The 17867-nt window shown below is 40.2% G+C and carries 15 protein-coding genes; all 15 read left to right on the plus strand.

Features of this window, described 5'->3' with window-relative positions; genetic code table 11:
• Positions 1-8 precede the first annotated feature (8 nt).
• Positions 9-902 carry a 16S rRNA (cytosine(1402)-N(4))-methyltransferase RsmH gene (rsmH, locus tag B7E04_RS02865; RefSeq protein WP_080777289.1) on the plus strand — a complete coding sequence of 298 codons (894 nt, stop codon included), beginning with the start codon at positions 9-11 and terminating at the stop codon, positions 900-902.
• A gap of 100 nt (positions 903-1002) precedes the next feature.
• The gene (locus B7E04_RS02870) at positions 1003-1368 is read left to right on the plus strand and encodes an FtsL-like putative cell division protein (RefSeq protein WP_062651909.1); all 366 of its coding nucleotides are present in this window, start codon (positions 1003-1005) and stop codon (positions 1366-1368) included.
• Positions 1352-3343, plus strand: a complete 1992-nt coding sequence (locus tag B7E04_RS02875; RefSeq protein ID WP_080777290.1) for a penicillin-binding transpeptidase domain-containing protein — start codon at positions 1352-1354, stop codon at positions 3341-3343. The genes B7E04_RS02870 and B7E04_RS02875 overlap by 17 nt, the downstream gene beginning before the upstream one ends.
• A gap of 77 nt (positions 3344-3420) precedes the next feature.
• Complete coding sequence (locus B7E04_RS02880) at positions 3421-4881, plus strand: UDP-N-acetylmuramoyl-L-alanyl-D-glutamate--2,6-diaminopimelate ligase (RefSeq protein ID WP_080777291.1); 1461 nt, start codon at positions 3421-3423, stop codon at positions 4879-4881.
• Between the two features lie 42 nt (positions 4882-4923).
• Positions 4924-5304 (plus strand): four helix bundle protein, encoded by a 381-nt coding sequence (locus B7E04_RS02885; protein ID WP_228439799.1) that lies wholly within the window; start codon positions 4924-4926, stop codon positions 5302-5304.
• 38 nt (positions 5305-5342) lie between these two features.
• Complete coding sequence (gene mraY, locus B7E04_RS02890) at positions 5343-6584, plus strand: phospho-N-acetylmuramoyl-pentapeptide-transferase (RefSeq protein WP_080777293.1); 1242 nt, start codon at positions 5343-5345, stop codon at positions 6582-6584.
• 85 nt (positions 6585-6669) lie between these two features.
• Positions 6670-7995: a UDP-N-acetylmuramoyl-L-alanine--D-glutamate ligase gene (murD, locus tag B7E04_RS02895; protein ID WP_080777294.1), complete on the plus strand. Its 1326-nt coding sequence runs from the start codon at positions 6670-6672 to the stop codon at positions 7993-7995.
• 81 nt (positions 7996-8076) lie between these two features.
• The gene (locus tag B7E04_RS02900) at positions 8077-9315 is read left to right on the plus strand and encodes an FtsW/RodA/SpoVE family cell cycle protein (RefSeq protein WP_080777295.1); all 1239 of its coding nucleotides are present in this window, start codon (positions 8077-8079) and stop codon (positions 9313-9315) included.
• An 86-nt stretch (positions 9316-9401) separates the two neighbouring features.
• Positions 9402-10511, plus strand: a complete 1110-nt coding sequence (gene murG, locus B7E04_RS02905; RefSeq protein ID WP_394334766.1) for an undecaprenyldiphospho-muramoylpentapeptide beta-N-acetylglucosaminyltransferase — start codon at positions 9402-9404, stop codon at positions 10509-10511.
• Between the two features lie 32 nt (positions 10512-10543).
• Positions 10544-11917: a UDP-N-acetylmuramate--L-alanine ligase gene (gene murC, locus B7E04_RS02910; protein ID WP_080777297.1), complete on the plus strand. Its 1374-nt coding sequence runs from the start codon at positions 10544-10546 to the stop codon at positions 11915-11917.
• Positions 11918-12001: 84 nt separating this feature from the next.
• A complete protein-coding gene (locus tag B7E04_RS02915; protein WP_139785322.1) occupies positions 12002-12955 on the plus strand; it encodes a cell division protein FtsQ/DivIB in 954 nt (317 codons plus the stop codon).
• 88 nt (positions 12956-13043) lie between these two features.
• Positions 13044-14426 (plus strand): cell division protein FtsA, encoded by a 1383-nt coding sequence (gene ftsA, locus B7E04_RS02920; RefSeq protein ID WP_080777298.1) that lies wholly within the window; start codon positions 13044-13046, stop codon positions 14424-14426.
• A gap of 101 nt (positions 14427-14527) precedes the next feature.
• A complete protein-coding gene (gene ftsZ / locus B7E04_RS02925; RefSeq protein ID WP_080777299.1) occupies positions 14528-16447 on the plus strand; it encodes a cell division protein FtsZ in 1920 nt (639 codons plus the stop codon).
• A gap of 83 nt (positions 16448-16530) precedes the next feature.
• The gene (locus B7E04_RS02930; RefSeq protein WP_080777300.1) at positions 16531-16977 is read left to right on the plus strand and encodes a GatB/YqeY domain-containing protein; all 447 of its coding nucleotides are present in this window, start codon (positions 16531-16533) and stop codon (positions 16975-16977) included.
• A gap of 461 nt (positions 16978-17438) precedes the next feature.
• Entirely contained in the window at positions 17439-17849 is a 411-nt protein-coding gene (locus B7E04_RS02935; RefSeq protein ID WP_062651896.1) for a BrxA/BrxB family bacilliredoxin, read from the plus strand.
• The last annotated feature ends 18 nt before the right edge of the window (positions 17850-17867 follow it).

Raw genomic sequence — 17867 nt, forward strand, 5'->3', positions numbered from 1 at the left:
AATTAAGTATGTACCACAACCCCGTTTTATTGAAGCAGAGCGTTGATGATTTGGTGACGAATCCTGACGGAATTTACGTGGACTGCACTTTTGGAGGAGGGGGCCACTCAAGGGAAATCCTGAGCAGGCTTTCTGAGAAAGGAAAACTTTTCAGTTTTGACCAGGACTTAGATGCTCTTAAAAATACCATTGATGATCCCAGATTTACCCTGGTGAATCAGAATTTCAGGTTTCTGGAAAATTCTATGCTGATGTATGGGATTTCACAGGTTGACGGTGTTTTGGCAGACCTTGGGGTATCATCCCACCAGTTTGACGAAGCAGAAAGAGGTTTTTCCACAAGAAATAATGCGCCTCTGGACATGAGGATGAACGTGATGCAGAACCTTGATGCCAAAAGAGTGATCAATGAATATGAGGAAACCGAACTGGCAGATATTTTTTATCACTACGGTGAACTGAGAGAAGCAAGAAAACTGGCAAGAGACATCGTTCACCACAGAAAAGCAAAGCCTATCAACACTACCGAGGATCTGAAGAAGCTTTTCAGCTACCTTCCCCCTCACAAGGTAAATAAGTTTTATGCACAGCTTTTCCAGGCGATAAGGATAGAAGTGAATCAGGAACTGGAAGCCCTGAAAGAAATGCTGGTTCAGGCACTGCAGGTGTTAAAACCCGAAGGAAGACTGGTTGTGATCTCCTATCATTCATTGGAAGACCGTCTGGTAAAGAGATTCCTTAAAAACGGAATGTTTGAAGGAGAGCAGGAAAGAGATATCTACGGAAACTATAAAAAGGTATTTGAACTGCTTAAGAGCAAAGCCATTATTCCGGATGATAAGGAAATTGAAGAAAACTCCAGAGCAAGGAGTGCAAAAATGAGAACAGGAATAAAGGTGTGAAAGTGAATGGTGAGTAATCAATTGTGAATATGAAGTTTATAAAAACTGACAATTGACAAACGAAGTAAATTCACTGCAAAGCAAACTGACATAAAAGATTTTGGCAAAAAGAACAACAAACCGCCCTCAGAAGAAGCTCACTTTTATAGACATTATAAAAGGAAACTTTCTGAACCGTGATGAGATCAAAACTCATTACAAGTATTTTTTACTGTTGTTTGTTCTGATGATGGCGATGATTTACAGCAATCACCTCGTCAATAAGAAAATTAAAATTGTCAACGCTTTAAAAGAAGAAACAGAAGAATATAAATCAAGAAACGCTTACGCCCAGAGTAAGCTGATCAAAGTAAAAATGGAATCCGAACTGGGGAAGGAAGTAGCAAGGGACTCATTGATGACCCTGGAAAACCATCCTCATAAACTACTGATAAAACTAGACAGTACAGATGCAAAAACAAAATGAATACGATAACAAACGTAAAAAAACGTTAAGGTGGGGCTACCTCTTCGCAGTGGGAGCTCTGTGCGTATTTGTGATGTTTCTTACCCGGATTGTAATCCTGCAGAACACTAACGTTCAGGAAATTAAGGACGATTACATTAATAAAAACTACCGTGAAGCTACGTTGAAAGCGGCCCGCGGAAACCTGTTTGCATCAGACGGCTCCATTCTTGCCACAACCGTGATGCGCTATGATATCTACCTTGATTTTAAAACCATGAAGGATACCATCTACAGCAACAATATCGGGGCTTTGACGGATTCTTTAAGCAAAATGTTCGGAAAATCAAGAGGAGAATTCAGACAGAAATTTGACCAGCAGAAGAAAAAGAAAAATCAGTACTACACCTTAGTGAAAGGCCTTGATTTTGACCAATACGACAGAATCAGAAACTTCCCGATCTTCAAAAAAGGTAAAAACAAAGGAGGTTTTATCGTAGACCGGAATTATAAGCGTGAGCTTGCCACTTCAGAGATTGGCTCCGGAACAATTGGTGTAGACAATGGAGAAGTGAAAGCCGGACTTGAAGGTGCTTTTTCAAAACACCTTACAGGAACAGACGGGAAAAGACTGGAGCAAAGAATCAACTCATCCCAGTGGAAGCCCATCGATTACTGGAAAGTAAAAGAACCGGTAGACGGAGAAGATGTCTACACCACCTTAGACCTTAGAATCCAGGATATTGCCCACTCTGCGTTAGAAAAGCAGCTGATCACTTTTGAAGCTAAACACGGAACCGTGATCGTAATGGAAACCGAAACCGGAAAAGTTAGAGCACTGGTGAATCTGAGAAGAACAGATGACGGAGAGTATGAAGATTCCTACAACTATGCTTTAAAGGATAATATTGAGCCCGGGTCTACCTTCAAAACCATTTCTCTTCTGGCTGCCATGGACGATGGTTTCATTGATGAAAATACAACGGTAGATGTAGGAGGAGGCGTATGGACCTATGCAAAACAGAGAATATCAGACGGCCATGGCGGAGGAACCTACGACATCAGTGATGTTCTGGCGAAGTCAAGTAACGTGGGAACGGCAAAACTGATCACAAAATATTATGCAGACAAGCCGCAAATATTCCTGGACCACCTGAAAAGATGGAAATTATTTGATAAAATGGATATCGAGCTTCCGGGTATCACAAAACCGAAGATCGTAACGCCACAAAATAAAAGATGGAATGCCGCAACACTGGCCTCCATTTCTTACGGATATTCATCAAATATCAACCTTTTACAGTTGACTACCTTTTATAACGGGGTTGCCAACGGTGGCAAAATGCTTAAACCGCTCTTCATCGACAAGATCATGAAAGACGGAAAAGTAATGTACAGCGCAAAACCTGAGGTTATGGTGAATAAAATGGCTTCAGAAAAAGCCATTAAGATGATGACCAGCGCCCTGACCAAGGCCGTAGAAAAAGGAACCGGACGAAGCATCTTCACACCCAACCTGAAAATGGCCGGAAAAACAGGAACTGCAAGGTTTGAGTACTGGCTTCCGGGACCTATGAAATACCGCGCCTCATTTGCCGGATTCTATCCCGCAGATCATCCCAAGTACACCTGTTACGTCATGATCAGCGAACCGAATACTGCAAAAGGCTTTTACGGAGGATCCGTTTCAGCTCCGGTGTTTAAAGAGATTGCAGGAAAAACATTCCTTAAAACGCCACAGAACATAGAAAAAGAAATGCTGGTAGACAGAAAGGTGAACCTTAGCAAAATGGTTGAACCTAATGTAAAAATAGTTGTCAATAATAAACAAATGCCTAATGTAGTAGGACTTATCGGTAAAAATATAATTCCTCAACTGGAAAACCTTGGTTACCGGGTAGACTACAAAGGCGTAGGCAGGATCAAAGAACAATTTCCACTGGAAGGCACCTCGATCAGCAAAAACCAGAGAATATATTTGTCTCTGCAAAATTAAAATAAGAAAAACCAGTCCCGAAGGGACGATTTAACAAAGGATAGGATAAAATCCTATCAATTATCGATTGATAAAAAATGATAATAACAGAATTATTAAAAAGGATCCCAATTTTAGAAATTCATGGTGATGATACCCGTGAGATTTCAGAATTGGTATTGGATAGCAGGAAGATCACGGAAAACTCACTCTATGTAGCAGTGAGAGGAACCGTTGCAGACGGACATTCATACATTGCATCATCTGTTGAAAAAGGTGCAAAAGCGGTGGTGTGCGAAGAGTTCCCTGAAACTTTGAATGACAATGTAACCTACATCAGGGTAAAAGATTCATCCAAAGCATTGGGACATCTTGCTTCTAATTTTTACGGAAATCCTTCCCAAAAACTTAAATTAATTGGAGTTACGGGAACCAACGGAAAAACCTCTGTGTCTACCCTTCTTTTTGATGTCTTCAAAAATCTGGGCTATGATTCTGCATTGCTTTCCACAGTAGAAATCCGTATCGGGGAGAAAATTATTCCGGCCACTCATACCACTCCGGATGTTATTACCATTAATAAAATCCTGGCTCAGGCGGTTGAGGAGGGCTGTGAATTTGCCTTTATGGAAGTAAGTTCCCATGGAATTGCCCAAAACAGGATTGAAGGTCTCCATTTTAAAGTGGCAGGCTTTACCAATCTTACCCACGATCATCTGGATTATCATAAAACATTTGATGAATACCTGAAAACGAAGAAAAGATTCTTCGATGAGTTAGAAGATACCGCCGTTGCCATCACCAATGTGGATGATAAAAACGGAATGGTAATGCTTCAGAATACAAAGGCAGCAAAAAAGTCTTATGCCCTGAAAACTATGGCGGACTATCATGGAAAATCCCTAGAAATTGATTTTAACGGAATGCTGCTGAATTTCAATGGAAAAGAATTCTGGACCACATTAACGGGAAGATTCAATGTTTACAATCTTTTGCTGGTGTTTGGAATTGCTGCGGAACTGGGCTTTGAGCAGGATGAAATCTTGCAGGCCATCAGCAAACTGAAAAGAGTTTCCGGAAGGTTCGAGACATTCAAATCAGACGGTGGAATTTTCTTCATCGTGGATTATGCACACACTCCGGACGCTTTGGAAAACATCCTGGACAGCATCAATGACATCAGAACGAAGAATGAAAGACTCATCACTGTTTTTGGATGCGGAGGAGACAGGGATCACTCCAAAAGACCTGAAATGGGGAATATTGCCACTAAAAAATCCACACTGGCAATCATCACTTCAGATAATCCGAGAACGGAAGATCCGGCGCAGATCATTAAAGATATTGAAGCAGGTGTTGAACCTCAGAACTTCAGCAAATACACTTCAATTCCGGACAGAAAAGAGGCAATAAAAATGGCAATCAGGTTCGCAGAACCCAAAGATATAGTGTTGGTTGCCGGAAAAGGCCACGAAACCTACCAGGACATTAATGGCGTAAAACACCATTTTGACGACAAAGAAACGATCAATGAACTTTGGAAGTTAATGAGTAAGTGATTTAGATTGAAAGATTGAATTATTTAAAGATTTAAAAATTTGATGATGACTAAAAATTTTGAAAATTTCCCTGTTTATGTCAAGAGTTTAGATCTTATTGAAAAAATATATCAGTTTATTGGAAGCGAAAACCTAGAAAAAGAATTTGAATTCAATAACCAAATAAAAAGAGCCGGATTTTCAATACCCAACAATATTGCAGAAGGCTCTGAATATAATAATAACAGACAATTTATTAAATATTTAAAAATTGCAAAAGGCAGTTGTGCCGAAGTTAGAAGTATGATGATTGTAAGTAAAAGATTAAAATTGGGAGACGAAAATAAAGCAGAAGAAATCATTAATCTTTCACGTGAAGTTTCTTCTAATATTTCAAACTTTATTAAGTATTTAAGTGAAAATATGGAGAAACCCCATCTTTAAATCTTTAAATAAATTAAATTTTTAAATTAAAAAAAGACATGCTATACTATCTATACGAATATCTAACCAGTCAGGGAATCCATATACCGGGATTGGGAATGCTGAAATACATTTCTTTCCGTGCCGGTATTGCCGTGCTGTTTTCTCTTGTGATCGCCCTGGTCTATGGTAAGAGGATCATCAACTATCTTCGCACAAGACAGATGGGTGAGCTGGTGCGTGACCTTGGATTAGACGGGCAGAAGCAGAAAGAAGGAACCCCTACCATGGGAGGGTTGATTATTATTATCGCAACCATCATTCCTGTCCTGCTTTTTACTCGCATTACCAACGTCTATATTGTGCTTTTGCTGGTTTCAATGTTATGGATGGGTGCTATAGGTTTTGTAGATGATTATTTGAAGAAAGTCAAAAAAAATAAAGACGGACTGAGCGGAAAATTTAAAATTGTTGGTCAGGTTGGATTAGGGCTAATTGTCGGAATTACAATGTATTTCCATCCCGATATTACAGTGAAAAGAAAATATGCCGATGCCAAAGTGGTGAACAGAAACAATGTAGAGCAGAATTTTATGCCTACCGAGAAGATCACTGTTTCCACCGTTCCGTTTGCTAAAAACAACGAGTTCGACTACAGCGGAATTTTATTCTGGATGAATGATAAAGATGCCCACGAATGGGCATGGATTGTCTTTATTCCGATCGTTATTTTTATCGTAACAGCCGTATCCAACGGAGCCAATATCACGGACGGAATTGATGGACTCGCCGCGGGAACCAGCGCAGTCATACTGCTTACCCTGGCCCTGTTTGCCTACCTTTCCGGGAACATCATCTTTGCGGACTACCTCAATATCATGTTCCTGCCCAATATGGGAGAAACCACCATTTTTGCCGTAGCCATGGTAGGGGCCGTAATCGGATTTTTCTGGTACAATACCTATCCTGCACAGGTTTTCATGGGCGATACCGGAAGTTTAATGCTGGGGGGGGTGATTGCCGTTTTAGCCATTATATTAAGAAAAGAGTTGCTGATTCCTGTTTTATGCGGAATCTTCCTGATTGAAAACATATCAGTTATGCTTCAGGTAGTAGTCTTCAAATACAGGAAAAGAAAATACGGTCTGGAATATGCCCAGAATAACAGGTTTTTCAGAATGTCACCATTACACCATCATTATCAGAAAGGAGGTTTTCACGAAAGCAAAATCGTAAACAGGATGATCATCATCGGTGTAATACTGGCTATTGTATGCCTGATCACATTAAAAATGAGATAAAAATTTTGTGTAAAGTATGATGTATTAATACAAAACCAAATTACATTAATACATTTTACATACTACATTTTACAAAAGAATAAATATGAAAATAGTTGTTTTAGGAGGTGGAGAGAGCGGATGCGGAGCTGCTTATTTAGCGAAAAAACAAGGTCTGGAGGTTTTTCTTTCAGACAAAGGAGCTATTAAGGATAACTATAAGCAGTTTTTAGCCGAAAATGAAATTGAATTTGAAGAAGGAAACCACAACGAAGAAAAAATATTAAATGCCGACTGGATTGTAAAAAGCCCGGGAATACCGAAAAAAGCAGAGATCGTAAACAAAATTCATGAAAAGGGAATAAGACTTTCCTCTGAAATTGAATTCGCTTCAGAATTTACGGATGCCAAGATCATTGCAATTACAGGAAGCAACGGAAAAACCACCACCACTTCCCTGATCTATTATATCCTGAAAAATGACGGACTGAATGTAGGATTAGGCGGAAATATCGGTTACAGCTTTGCAAAACAGGTTGCTGACGAAAACCATGAATATTATGTGCTGGAAGTAAGCTCTTTCCAATTGGATGATATCCAGAATTTCAGGCCTTATATTTCCTTACTGCTGAACCTGTCACAGGATCACCTGGATCAGTATAACTACAATTATGAAGAATATGCTCTGGCTAAATTCAGAATTGCAGAAAATCAGGAAAATGACAATTTCTTCATCTATAACAAAGATGATGAAATGAGTAAAAATATTTTGGAGAAACTGGAAATAAAGGCGAAAATGATTCCTTTTTCCACCAAAGAAAAATTATCCGAAGGAGGTTTTATCAGCGATGATGAGATCGTAGTAAAAATGAAGGACGGGTTTTCAATGAAAATTGATAAGCTTTCCCTTCTCGGAAACCATAACGTAGCCAATAGCTTAGCCGCTTCAATAGCCGGTAAGATATTGGAAATCAACAACGAAAGCATCAGAAATTCCCTGATGACCTTCCAGGCGGTGGAACACAGACTGGAATTTGTTACAGAAACCGATGGGGTAAAATACATCAACGACAGTAAGGCAACGAATGTAAATGCCACTTATTACGCTCTGGAAAGCATGAAAACTCCAACGGTCTGGATCGTAGGAGGATTAGATAAAGGAAACGATTACTCAGAAATTGAGGAGCTCGTTAAAAGAAAAGTAAAAGCCATTGTCTGCCTTGGAATTGACAATACGAAGATCATAGACTTCTTTAAAGACAAAAAAGAATTCATCTACGATACTTCAAGCATGGAAGAAGCCGTGAAAATATCAAAGTCACTGGCCAAAAGCGGAGATACCGTGCTGCTTTCCCCATGCTGCGCAAGCTTTGACCTTTTCAAAAGCTATGAAGATAGGGGAAGACAGTTTAAAGAACAGGTATTAAAGTAAATGTAGAAAAAGTAAAATGTCGGATGTAAAAAGTATATTGTACACTATACATTTTACTTTTTACAGGAATACAGAAACAATATGGACGAACAGAACACAGAAAACAGAATTGAATTGCTAAAGGGCGATAAAGTACTTTGGATGGTCATCCTTGTGATCTCCATTTTCTCTATCTTCCCGGTATATTCTGCAAGTTCAAATCTGGAATATATCGTTAATAACGGGACCACTACCGGTCACGTGATCAAACATATGTTCTTTGTGGTTCTTGGTCTTGTGATCATGAGAGTGGTGGGAATGATAAAATACGAATACATCGGAAAGCTCAGCAGCATTCTGCTCGGCTTAATGATTGTCCTTCTCGTAGTCACCATGTTTACAGGTCAGACCATCGATGGAGCCAGTGCTTCCAGATGGCTGAAAATCCCTGGAACGCCCATTTCATTCCAGCCGTCATCATTTGCCTTCCTGATGCTCATCATCTATCTCTGCAGGTATCTCACCAAAAAGATAACCAGAGAAAGGCTTCCCATTGAGAACGTAATGTACATCTTCGGCCCTATCCTGCTGGTTTTTGTACTGGTTGCCAAAGATAACGGGTCCACAGCCTTGATGATCCTGATGGTCTCAGTAATTGTCCTCATTATAGGTCAGCTTCACTGGAAGTATATTGCAGGGTTTATTTCCTCATCAGTGGTTGCTATTGTCTTGTTTCTGATTATAGCACTTAACACCAACCTCATTGGAGGAAACCGTGTACACACCTGGATGAGCCGTATAGAAACCTTTACATCCAGCAAGGCAAAAACAGCCGACGTAGATGATGAAAGCGTAAAAGCCAAAAATTATCAGGTCATGCAGGCCACAGCAGCCATCGTACACGGCAGTGTTACAGGAATGGGACCGGGAAAAAGCGCACTGAAGCAAATGCTTCCCCAGTCCGCCTCCGACTTTATTTTTGCAGTTATTGTAGAAGAATACGGATTAATTGGGGCAGCCTTCCTTATCAGTCTTTATCTCATAATGATCATAAGGATTGTGATGATCGCCAGCAAAATGCCCGCCTTTTTCGGGTCTTTGCTCGTGCTCAGCCTCGGGGTAATGATTTTTGTACAGCTCTCAGTGAATATCGCCGTTGCCGTCAACCTCATCCCGGTTACAGGACAGCCGCTGCCACTGATAAGCTATGGAGGAACCTCCATGCTGGTTACCTACCTCCAGCTTGGAATAATTTTAAATATAAGCTCAAGGATACAGATATATGATGAAGAAGGAATGGGCAAAAAACAAAGTGTAGCAGAAATTAACGATATCGCATAAACCAAAGAGTCCCAACGGGACGATTTAACAAAGGGTAGGATAAAATCCTATCTAAAATGAAAAAAGATATCAAACGTATAGACGAAATGAACAAAAAATTAAAAGTAGTATTATCAGGCGGCGGAACAGGAGGACACATCTTTCCGGCCATTGCCATTGCAGATGAAATCAGAAAAAGATTTCCTGATGCAGAGTTTTTGTTCATCGGAGCCAACGGAAAAATGGAAATGGAAAAAGTTCCGCAGGCTGGTTATATGATTGAAGGAATAGATATCGCCGGAATCGACAGGGGAAATATATTATCCAATTTAGGACTTCCTTTTAAAATCCTGAAAAGCTTATCAAGATCAAAGAAGCTGATTAAAAACTTCGCACCGGATTTTGCAGTGGGTACCGGAGGTTTTGCAAGCGGGCCGGCTTTGTATGAAGCCAACAGACTTGGGATCCCAATTTTCATCCAGGAGCAGAATGCCCACGCCGGGGTAACCAATAAAATATTAAGTAAGAAAGCCAAAGCTGTATTTACGGCTTATCCGAAAGTGGAAGGCTTCCCTGCCGACAAAATAAAATTCCTGGGAAATCCTATCCGTGAAAATATCATCACAGGAATGCAGGAAACCGGTCAGGCCAAAGAAAAAATGGGACTGAACAAAGACAAGCTGACCATTCTATCTGTTGGTGGCTCTTTAGGTTCAAGAACATTAAATAACGGATGGAAAGATAACCTTGAAAAGCTAAAAGAAAAAGGGTATCAACTGATCTGGCAGACCGGAAAGCTGGATTATAAAGAACTGAGCAATGAATCCCGGATCTCAGATCTCGGAGTTCAGGTTCAGTTAAAGGAATTCATCAAGGATATGGAACTGGCCTACTCTGCGGCTGATATTATTGTTTCAAGAGCAGGTGCCATTGCCATTTCAGAGCTGGCAGTTGCCAGAAAACCGGTTCTCCTGGTGCCCTTCCCGTTTGCAGCGGAAGACCATCAGACCAAAAATGCCATGAATCTGGTTGAAAAAAATGCAGCCAGAATGGTAAAAGACTCTGAAATGCAGGAAAAATTCTGGAACACCCTGGAAGAAATCTGCAGCAGTGAAAATGTAAGAAATGAAATGTCTCAGAATCTGGAATATTTTGCCAAGCCAAACGCCGCAAAAGAAATTGTAGATGAGATATTTAAAACTGTAAAAAGTACATAAATACATTGTACATAATACATTAATACAAATAAATGAATATTTTAGAAACATATCAGAATTATTACTTCGTAGGAATCGGAGGTATCGGAATGAGTGCTTTGGCACGCTATTTCAATGCTTCCGGTAAGAAAGTGCTGGGCTATGACAAAACCAACACCAAGCTTACCGAACAGTTAATGAAAGAAGGAATTGATATTGTTTTCGAAGATCATATTGACAGGAGGATTACCGGGCTTCAAAAAGAAGATACATTGGTGATCTATACGCCAGCGATCAAAACACTGGGAATCCTGGATTATTTCAATAACAATCAGTTTGAAGTTTTAAAACGTGCAAAAGTTTTAGGCCTGATCACTGAAAATACAGCCTGTATCGCCATAGCCGGAACCCATGGAAAAACAACAACCTCTACATTGGTTTCACACCTTTGTAAAGAAGCCAACCTTCCATTCTCATGCTTTTTAGGAGGTATTTCTGAGAATTTCAGATCAAACTTCCTGTATAACGGGACAAAATATTCAGTGGTGGAAGCCGATGAGTATGACAGAAGCTTCCTGAACCTTTCTCCGGACTGGGCTGTGGTAACCTCTACCGATGCAGACCATTTGGATATTTACGGTGATAAAAGCCATATTGAAGAAGGTTTCAAGCAGTTTGCTGCACTCGTTCCTGATGACAAACAGCTTTTTGTAAGAAAAGGACTGGAAATCGGACGGGCTCACAAAACATATGCGGTGAATGAAACAGCAGATTATTATTCCGATAATCTCCGCATGGATCATGATAAGATCTACTTTGATTTCCACACCCCATTCGAAACCATAAAAGATTTTGTTTGGGAAATTCCGGGAATTCATAATGTGGAAAATGCTACGGCAGCTTTGGCGATTCTTCACAATTTAGGAGTAGATTTTGAAACCCTGAAAAAAGCAATTGCCAATTTTAAAGGAATTAAAAGAAGATATACCAAACATATTTATCCGAACGGTAAAATTTATATTGATGATTATGCCCACCACCCGACTGAAATTAATGCAGTGGTAAGCTCCATCAAAACCTTTTATCCCGATAAAAAACTATTGGTAGTTTTCCAGCCCCATCTTTTCAGCAGAACAAGAGACTTCGCTGACGGATTTGCAGAAAGCCTGAGCAAAGCAGACGAACTGATTCTTCTGGACATCTATCCTGCAAGAGAACTTCAGGAAAATTTTGAAGGAATAACCTCCGGCTGGCTGCTGGAAAAAGTAGACTTAGATAAAAAAGAAAGATCGGACCTGTCCGGTGCTTTCGAAAAAATAAAAGAAAAAGATTTTGATATCCTCCTCACAGTAGGTGCAGGAAACATTGACACCCTGTATGACCCTGTTTGTGAATGGATAAGTTCTTCTGTACAAAGTAAAATGTAAAAAGTACTAAGTACAGAAATCATTTAAGAGAATAACTAGTTAAAATACAATAGTACATTGTACTTTTTACATTGTACAAAAAATATGAAAAATAAATACAGAATATTAAAAATTGCTGTCACAGTGATCATCCTTGGATTACTGCTGAGTTTCTCATTGAAGAGATTCAGCGGCCAGAAGATCACGGACAATAAGATTTCTGTAAAAATGAATGAAAAAACACCCGTATACTTCATTGATGAAAAAGATATCCGGGAAATTGTAAAAAAAGAAAACCCTTCAGGAAAGGTTGGGGACCTGAATATTCCGGTGCTCGAAAAGAAAATTAATGCCCTTCCGGCTGTAGATAGTGCCAATGTCTACTTAAACCTCAACGGAAAGCTGTATCTGGACATCAAGCAAAGAGTGCCTGCATTCAGATTAAATAAAGATGGAAGAGACTTCTATGTAGACGAAAAAGGAACCGAGTTTCCTATTTCAAAAACTTATTCCCATCCATGCATGCTCGTAACAGGAAATGTAAAGCCTGACGAATACGAGAAACTAGCCGAGCTGGTCAAGAAAATTGATAAAGATGATTTCAGTAAAAAATTCTTTATTGGAATTTCAAAAAGCAAAGACAGTTATAATCTCCTTACAAGTGATGGAAATTATAAAGTAGAAATAGGAGATCTGGATAATATAGAATTTAAAGTTAAAGGCCTCAAAACCTTTGTAGAAAAGTATCTGGTGTTCCAGGACCCTCAAAAATACAGTATGGTTTCCGTAAAATACCAGAACCAGATTGTAACCACTTTAAATCCTTATTTCAAAGAAAACGACAGTATTCTGAAAGCAGGAAATAAAGAACTGGCAAAAACTCCGGTCCTGGCAGCAGCAAAGAAACCGGAAATACTGCCTAAAATGGCTGACACCAAGAAAGCAAAAACCCCACCCGCAAAAGCGAAGGAAAAGCCTAAACCCAGGGCAGCAGCCAAACCAAAGGAAACGAAAAAGCCCACAGCCGCAAAGCCCAGGGCAAAAGTGAAAATAGAATAGCAGAAAGAGTCCCGAAGGGACGATTTAATAAAAGATAGGATAAAATCCTATCAATGGATAAAAAGAAAAAAAATCAAATCGACATAAAATGGAAAATCAAGAGTATTCAGTAGGTCTGGACATCGGGACAACAAAGATTGTCGCGATTGTCGGAAGGAGGAATGCACACGGGAAAATAGAAGTTCTCGGGGTTGGAAAGGCCAAAAGTCTTGGAGTTCATAAAGGAATTGTGAATAATATTTCACAGACCATTAATTCAATCAAGGCCGCCGTTTCAGAAGCACAATCCAGCGCAGGAGTTCCTATCCGTAAAGTTACGGTAGGTATCGCGGGAAAACATATCCGTTCCCTGCAGCATTCCGACTATATCATGCGTGAGCATCCGGATAAATTTATCACAGATGATGACATCGAAGCCCTGAAAGACCAGGTAAAAAAACTGGTGATGCTTCCCGGAGAAGAAATCATCCACGTTCTTCCACAGGAATACAAAGTGGATTCCGAGGGTGAAATTCAGGAGCCGGTAGGAATGCACGGAAAACGCCTGGAAGCCAATTTCCACGTGGTAGTAGGCCAGATGGGCAGCATCAGAAACATCGCAAGATGTGTAAGAGAAGCCGGTCTTGAAATGGAGGCCCTTACCCTGGAACCTCTGGCTTCTTCAGAAGCGGTGCTTACCAAAGAAGAAAAAGAAGCAGGTGTTGCTATTGTAGATATCGGAGGCGGTACCACAGACATTGCCATCTTCAAAGATAACATCATTCGTCATACCTGCGTCATTCCTTACGGAGGAGGTATTATTACGGAAGATATCAAAGAAGGTTGTTCCATCATAGAAAAACATGCAGAACAGCTGAAAGTAAAATTTGGTTCTGCCGTTCCTGAACTGGAAAAAGACAGTACATTCGTAACCATTCCTGGCCTTCACGGAAGACCGGATAAGGAAATTTCACTTAAAACTTTGGCTCAGATCATTAATGCCAGAGTAGAAGAAATCCTGGAAATGGTGAATACAGAACTTAAAGCCTACGGCGCATTCGAGCAAAAGAAAAAACTGATCGCAGGAATTGTCCTTACGGGTGGTGGATCCAATCTGAAGCATCTTCGCCAGCTGGCCAATTATACCACTGGTTTTGACAGCAGAATCGGTTTTGCCAACGAATATATAGCCAACGATAAAAACCAGTACCTGAAAGGCCCGGAATTTGCTACTTCAATCGGTTTACTGATGGAGAGTTTAAAGATCCGCGACAAAAAGCAGGGAGCAGAAGCAGAACCGGTTGTAGAAGAGCAGCCAGCCAAAACGGAAGCTACTGTAACACAGGCAGAAACAGCTCAGCCCATACAGCCGGCAGCGGTGGTTCAGGAGCAGGCCGCTGTGAGTGAGCAGCAGGAAAACAGAAGAGCGAAGCTCACGTTCGGGCAGTCGCTGATGGAAAAAGTTAAAAAATTCTTTGAAGAAGTAGAATAAAGCATAAATGATAAAAGATGATTGATTATTGATAAATACCATTTATCACACATCAGGTATCATTCATCAATTATCATTCATCAATTATAAAAAGCATAGTTATGGAAAATATAGGTACACAAGGATTTTCATTTGATTTGCCAAAAGGAAATTCATCCATTATAAAAGTTATCGGTGTAGGGGGCGGTGGAAACAATGCCCTGAAACACATGTACGAAAAAGGTATTTACGGAGTCGATTTCGTGATCTGTAATACCGATGCCCAAACTCTCGACAATAATCCTGTTGCCAATAAAGTGCAGCTTGGTACTACGATTACAGAAGGGCTTGGTGCAGGAGCAGATCCTGAAGTAGGGGAAAAATCTGCCATTGAAAGCATCGAAGAAATCAAGGCCGCTATGGGTCAGAATACCAAAATGGTATTCATCACTGCCGGAATGGGTGGTGGTACGGGAACCGGAGCAGCTCCGGTGATCGCAAAAGTAGCCAAAGACATGGGAATTCTTACGGTAGGTATCGTTACCGTTCCTTTCAGCTTTGAAGGAAAAAGAAGACTTGAGCAGGCAGAAAACGGTCTTGAAAAATTAAGAAATAATGTTGATTCACTGATTGTGATCAATAATGATAAATTAAGACAGCAGTTCGGAAACCTTGGATTCAAACAGGGATTCTCAAAAGCCGATGAAGTGTTAACCAATGCCGCAAAAGGAATGGCAGAAGTTATTACCGGTTACTTTGATGTAAACATTGACTTCAGAGATGCTAAATCTGTTCTTCAGAACTCCGGAACTGCACTGATGTCTACAGGGATCGCTTCCGGGGAAAACAAAGCCGAAGAAGCCGTTAAAAAGGCCCTTGATTCTCCGTTGTTGAATGACAATAAGATCACCGGTGCTAAAAACGTCCTTCTGTTGATCAGAAGTGGTGCGGAAGAAGTGACCATGGACGAGATTGGGGTAATTATGGACCATATCCAGAAAGAAGCCGGAAATACCGCTGATATCATCTTCGGGGTAGGTGCGGATGAGGAACTTGGAGATTCTGTAAGCGTTCTTGTAATTGCTACAGGTTTTTCAAATGACAGCAAAAAGTTTGCAGGTCCTACTGAAAAGATCAGAATCAGTCTTAATGACAGCATGGAGGCTCCAAAAGCATCCCCTTTCAAAACAAGGGAAGAAAGAGAAACTCATGAAACCACTCATGATTTCGGAGGAAAACATACCTTCAGACTGGATGACGAGGACAGTGATGTTCCACAGTTCGGAATGAAGTCTTCTGAAAAAAAAATGATTATTGAGGAAGAAGAGATCAAAAAGGAAGTAAAATTCTTTGATAAAGAGGAAGATACACAAAACAGCCCTGTTAACAGCTGGAGAAACGAAGAAGAATCTGCAGAGGAATCTTACAGCCTATTCTCTTATGACGAAGAAGCAGAAGATCCTAATGACCTGGAAATTGAGTCTTTTAAATTTGACTTCGATGCCAGAAAAGACGAAGCTCCTTCTACACCGGCATCCAGCGCTTTCTCAGAAGAAAAACCTATTGAGTTCAGCTTCTTTGTTAACAATCAGCCTTCTTCCAATGAGCCTAAGACAGATTTCGGGCAGCCAAAGGCAGAATTTACAGCACCAGTAAGTGCCGTAACTGAAATTCCGGTTCAGGCTGTTGAAGCCATCTTCCAGACCAAACAGGAAGAGCCGAAAGCTGAAACAAAACCTGCTTTTGAAGAAAAAACAGAAATTGAAGCTCCGAAATCCACTGAATCTGAATTCACGTTTGTGAATAAAGCTGTAGATCAGGACAGAATTCTGGAGAGAAGAAATAAACTGAAAGAGTTCAATTCCCGCTATCAGAGCTTCGACAGCACCAGCGAATTCGAATCTGTACCGGCTTTCAAAAGAAAGAATATTGCCATAGACGGAACCAATGCATCAGATCAGAACATCAATACCTATCTGTCTGATAACAACGGATCCATGCAGGTAAGAGAAAACAGATTCTTAAACAAAGACGTAGACTAAATAATGTGACGATGGTTTGATTTGATTATGTGATGATTCATAGTCAAATCAACTCATCAGCATATCATCAAATTATCAAAACCATGAGTTTAGAAAATACCATCAGTGAAGCAATAAAAACAGCGATGAGGGAAAAAGACAGAGTTGCTCTGGACTCCCTGAGAGCTGTAAAGGCACAGATTTTACTCCTGCAGACCGAAGCAAGAGGTACTGAAGTGACGGAAGAGCAGGAAATTGCCATTCTGCAGAGAATGATCAAGCAGCGTAAAGACTCCTTCGAACAGTTTACCGCACAGGGAAGAAATGACCTTGCAGAAGTGGAGGAAGCTCAAATGAAAGTGATTGAGAAGTTTTTACCAAAGCAGCTTAGTCCCGAAGAACTGGAAGCCGAAATCAGGAATATTATTGCACAAACCGGAGCTGAGTCTGCCAAAGACTTAGGGAAGGTAATGGGAGCCGCTTCAAAAGCCCTTGCTGGAAAGTCTGACGGAAAGAGTATTTCCGAGATGGCGAAGAAGCTTCTTTCATAAAACGGGCTGCGTGCTCCGGCATCCGGAATCTATTTAGTTCCGGATCATGAGACATAAACCCATAAAAACAGGATATCCAACCTTTGCATATCGATTTGATTAAAGAAGCCCGGAACAGATTGTTCCGGGCTTCATTTTTTTGGATATTTTCATAATTATTAATTCAGTTCATTATAAGGACTGAATAAATGCTGGTTTAACAACTGTAAATCACGTTGTGTTAAATAATTTGAGTGCTTGAGGGAAAGCAGTAAATGTTTTTTTCATGGTCGGTTGTTTTCAGAATCATTTCAAATTTAATAAAATTTTCTCTTTATTCATAGTTTTATTTTATATTTTTTATAATATTATTGAAATATTAATATTGCATTAATTTTATCTGACTAAACCATTGATAGTTTTTATATATTGAACAAAAGCTAAGAATTGTTTAACTTTGTAGTGATAAAAAAACAAAATATATGTATCCAACAGATTTAGTAATGCCTATGAAGGCAGAACTTACAGATAAAGGTTTCGAAGATTTAACATCTCCTGCACAGGTAGAAGAGGCTCTAAAGCAGCCGGGAACTACCCTATTGGTTATTAATTCAGTTTGCGGTTGTGCAGCAGGAGCAGCAAGACCGGGTGTAGTATATTCTTTAACCGGAGAAAAAAAACCGGATCATTTAACAACGGTTTTTGCAGGATATGATACCGAAGCGGTAGCAGAAGCAAGAAAACATCTTGCCCCATTCCCTCCGAGCTCCCCATGTGTAGCGCTTTTCAAGGATGGAGAACTGGTTCATATGCTGGAAAGACACCACATCGAAGGAAACCCTGCAGGCGCCATTGCAGCAAATCTTCAGGCTGCTTTTGATGAGTATTGCTAAAAAACAATAATTTCAAAT

Origin of the sequence: Chryseobacterium phocaeense (assembly GCF_900169075.1) — a bacterium.
In the GTDB taxonomy this organism is placed as follows: Bacteria; Bacteroidota; Bacteroidia; order Flavobacteriales; family Weeksellaceae; genus Chryseobacterium; species Chryseobacterium phocaeense.